The sequence below is a fragment of the Frankia sp. CcWB2 genome (genome assembly GCF_977927585.1).
This window is the reverse complement of the sequence record NZ_CDWRCM010000176.1, coordinates 1-3220: the sequence shown is the minus strand read 5'-3', so window position 1 is coordinate 3220 and position 3220 is coordinate 1. Positions and strand designations below refer to the sequence as shown.

The 3220-nt window shown below is 70.7% G+C and carries 3 protein-coding genes and 1 pseudogene; all 4 read left to right on the top strand.

Annotated features, from left to right (window positions below; all coding sequences use genetic code 11):
* The first annotated feature begins 130 nt into the window (after positions 1-130).
* Positions 131-433 carry an urease subunit gamma gene (locus ACY45C_RS16740; protein ID WP_462188510.1) on the top strand — a complete coding sequence of 101 codons (303 nt, stop codon included), beginning with the start codon at positions 131-133 and terminating at the stop codon, positions 431-433.
* Positions 430-810, top strand: coding sequence for an urease subunit beta (locus tag ACY45C_RS16735; protein ID WP_462188506.1), 381 nt, complete (start codon positions 430-432; stop codon positions 808-810). Before ACY45C_RS16740 ends, ACY45C_RS16735 begins: the two co-directional genes overlap by 4 nt.
* A complete protein-coding gene (locus ACY45C_RS16730) occupies positions 807-2534 on the top strand; it encodes an urease subunit alpha (protein ID WP_462188505.1) in 1728 nt (575 codons plus the stop codon). The genes ACY45C_RS16735 and ACY45C_RS16730 overlap by 4 nt, the downstream gene beginning before the upstream one ends.
* A gap of 386 nt (positions 2535-2920) precedes the next feature.
* Positions 2921-3220: pseudogene (locus tag ACY45C_RS16725) on the top strand (hypothetical protein); the annotation flags it as partial.

Below are 3220 nucleotides of genomic sequence, written 5' to 3'. Positions count from 1 at the left end.
CTTCATTACGTCCCCATTGCACCCCGATATGCCCGACGAGCATCGGGGCCGGAGCGTCACCGGCATGTCGTGGACCGCGCCGAACCGAACCGGGCCGACGGCATTCCCCGGCCTGCTAGGCTTCGCATCCGTGCTGCTGAGCCCCCATGAACAGGAACGACTGCTGATCCATGTGGCGGCCGGGCTCGCCCGTGAACGGCGAGCCCGTGGGCTGCGGCTGAACCATCCCGAAGCGACCGCAATCATCACCTCGTTCCTGCTGGAGGGCGCGCGGGACGGTCGCAGCGCCGCGGACCTGATGAGCGCCGGGCGAACCGTGCTCACCCGGGATGACGTCATGGAGGGCGTGCCGGAAATGCTCGGCGAGGTGCAGGTCGAAGCCACCTTCCCGGACGGCACCAAGCTGGTCACCGTCCACCGGCCGATCCCGTGATCCCCGGGGAGATCCTGACCGGCGACGATCCCGTCGAGATCAACGCCGGACGCCCGGTACGCACGGTGCTGGTCCGTAACACGGGCGACCGGCCGGTGCAGGTCGGCTCGCACTACCACTTCGCCGCGGCGAACCCCGCTCTCGACTTCGACCGGGCGAGTGCCTGGGGCCACCGGCTCGCGGTGCCCGCCGGCACCGCGGTCCGCTTCGAGCCCGGCGTGGAACGCGAGATCGAGCTGGTGCCGCTGGCCGGCACCCGGGTCGTGCCGGGCCTGCGGCCGGAATCGGCCGGCCCGTTGGACGCCGCGAGCGGCACCCGGATTGCGGACACCGCGACGATCGAGGACATACCGGGCTTTCAGGGAGAGGGTTCGTGAGCCGACTCGACCGCCCCCGCTACGCGGCGCTGTACGGCCCCACGGCCGGCGACCGTATCCGGCTCGCGGACACCGACCTGTTCATCGAGGTGACAGAGGACCGCAGCCGCGGGCCGGCGGGCACCGGGACCGGCGACGAGGCCGTCTTCGGGGGTGGCAAGGTCATCCGTGAGTCGATGGGACAGTCCCTGGCGACCCGCGCCGAGGGTGCGCCCGACCTCGTCATCACCGGTGCCGTCGTTCTCGACCACTGGGGTGTGGTCAAGGCCGACGTCGGGATCCGCGACGGCCGGATCGTCGCGCTGGGTAAGGCCGGCAACCCGGACACGATGGACGGCGTCCATCCCGACCTGGTGATCGGGCCCGGCACCGAGATCATCGCCGGTAACGGAAAGATCCTCACCGCCGGCGCGGTGGACTGCCACGTCCATCTGATCTGCCCACAGCAGGTTCCGGAGGCGCTGGGCGCCGGCATCACCACGCTGATCGGCGGCGGCACCGGCCCGGCCGAGGGCACGAAGGCGACGACGGTGACGCCCGGATCCTGGAACCTGACGCGGATGCTGTCCGCGCTGGACGACTGGCCGGTCAACGTCGTCCTGCTCGGCAAGGGCAACACGGTCAGCGACGAGTCGATGTGGGAACAGCTGCGCGCCGGGGCGGCCGGCTTCAAGCTGCACGAGGACTGGGGGACGACGCCGGCCGCGATCGACGCCTGCCTGCGGGTCGCCGACGCCGCCGGCGTCCAGGTTGCGCTGCACTCCGACACCCTGAACGAGGCCGGCTTCGTCGAGGACACGCTGGCCGCCATCGCCGGCCGGGCGATCCATGCTTACCACACCGAGGGGGCCGGCGGCGGGCACGCCCCGGACATCATCACGGTCGCGGCCGCCGGCAACGTGCTGCCGTCATCGACGAATCCGACCCGCCCGCACACCGTCAACACCCTCGACGAGCACCTCGACATGCTGATGGTCTGTCACCATCTCAACCCCAGCGTGCCCGAGGACCTGGCCTTCGCCGAGAGCCGGATCCGGCCGTCGACGATCGCCGCCGAGGACATCCTGCACGACCTGGGCGCGATCTCGATGATCGGTTCGGACTCGCAGGCGATGGGCCGGATCGGCGAGGTCGTCCTGCGTACCTGGCAGACCGCGCATGTGATGAAGCTCCGGCGCGGGTCCCTGGCCGGCGACGATCGGGCCGACAACGCCCGGGCCCGGCGCTACATCGCCAAGTACACGATCTGCCCGGCGGTGGCGCACGGCCTGGACGCAGAGATCGGCTCGGTGGAGCCCGGCAAGCTCGCCGACCTGGTGCTGTACGATCCAGCGTTCTTCGGGGTGCGGCCGTCACTGGTCCTCAAGGGCGGGTTCATCGCCTGGGCCGCGATGGGCGATGCGAACGCCTCCATCCCGACCCCGCAGCCGGTGCTGCCCCGACCGATGTGGGGAGCCGCCCGTGGTCCGGCCGCCGCGTCGTCGTTGGCCTTCGTCGCCCCGGCGGCGATCGAGGACGGGCTGCCTGGACGGCTGGGGCTCGCCACCTCGGTGGTGCCGGTCGCGGATGTGCGCCGCCGCGGCAAGGCGGATCTTCCCGAGAACACCGCGACACCGGACATCCGGGTGGACCCGGACACGTTCACCGTCACGGTGGACGGTGAGGCGATCGAGGCGGATCCGGTGAGCGAACTCCCGATGGCCCAGCGCTACTTCCTGTTCTGACGGCGGCTGTCCTTATGATCGCTCCTGCTGTGGGATCCGGAGCGTTCGCACTCCCACTCGTGGTCGTCGTTGTCCCATTCGGCGTAGTAGCCGGCCTGGCAGCGGGGCTTGGGCGGCCGGTCCTGGCCGCAGGAGGTCAGAACGGGAGACAGTGCGACCGCCACCAGCGTCACACCGGTCACGCGGGCGCGTAGGCGTCCGCGTCTCGACCGTGATCCAGACCATGATCCAGGCATCTCCCACCTCTTTCGGGATCCGCTTTCGGGGTCCGCCGAAGGGCTCCCGCGGAACGGGATGCCATCGCCGGCCTTGCTCGCATGATTCGGCGCTCGCGTGATCCGGCATCGACCGCCGGCGGCGAACTCTTCCACACCGGGGTGGGCAGCATGACGGACTTGTCGTCCGAACGACGGATGGACTTCGACCACACGACACCCGGTCATGACGGCGGAGCCTCGTGTGACAGCGATATCGCAGGTGAGGGCGATATCGCACGGGACGGCGGGACCGGGGACGAGGCTGGTCCGACCGGGCGATCCGGACGGCGGGCGACGCTGCTGGTCCTCGCGGACGGCCGGATGCCCACGGGAGGTCACGCCCACTCGGGCGGTGTCGAAGCCGCGGTGACGGACGGGAGTCTGGCAAACCTGGCCGACCTGGCGGCGTTCCTCGTCGGACGGCTCACC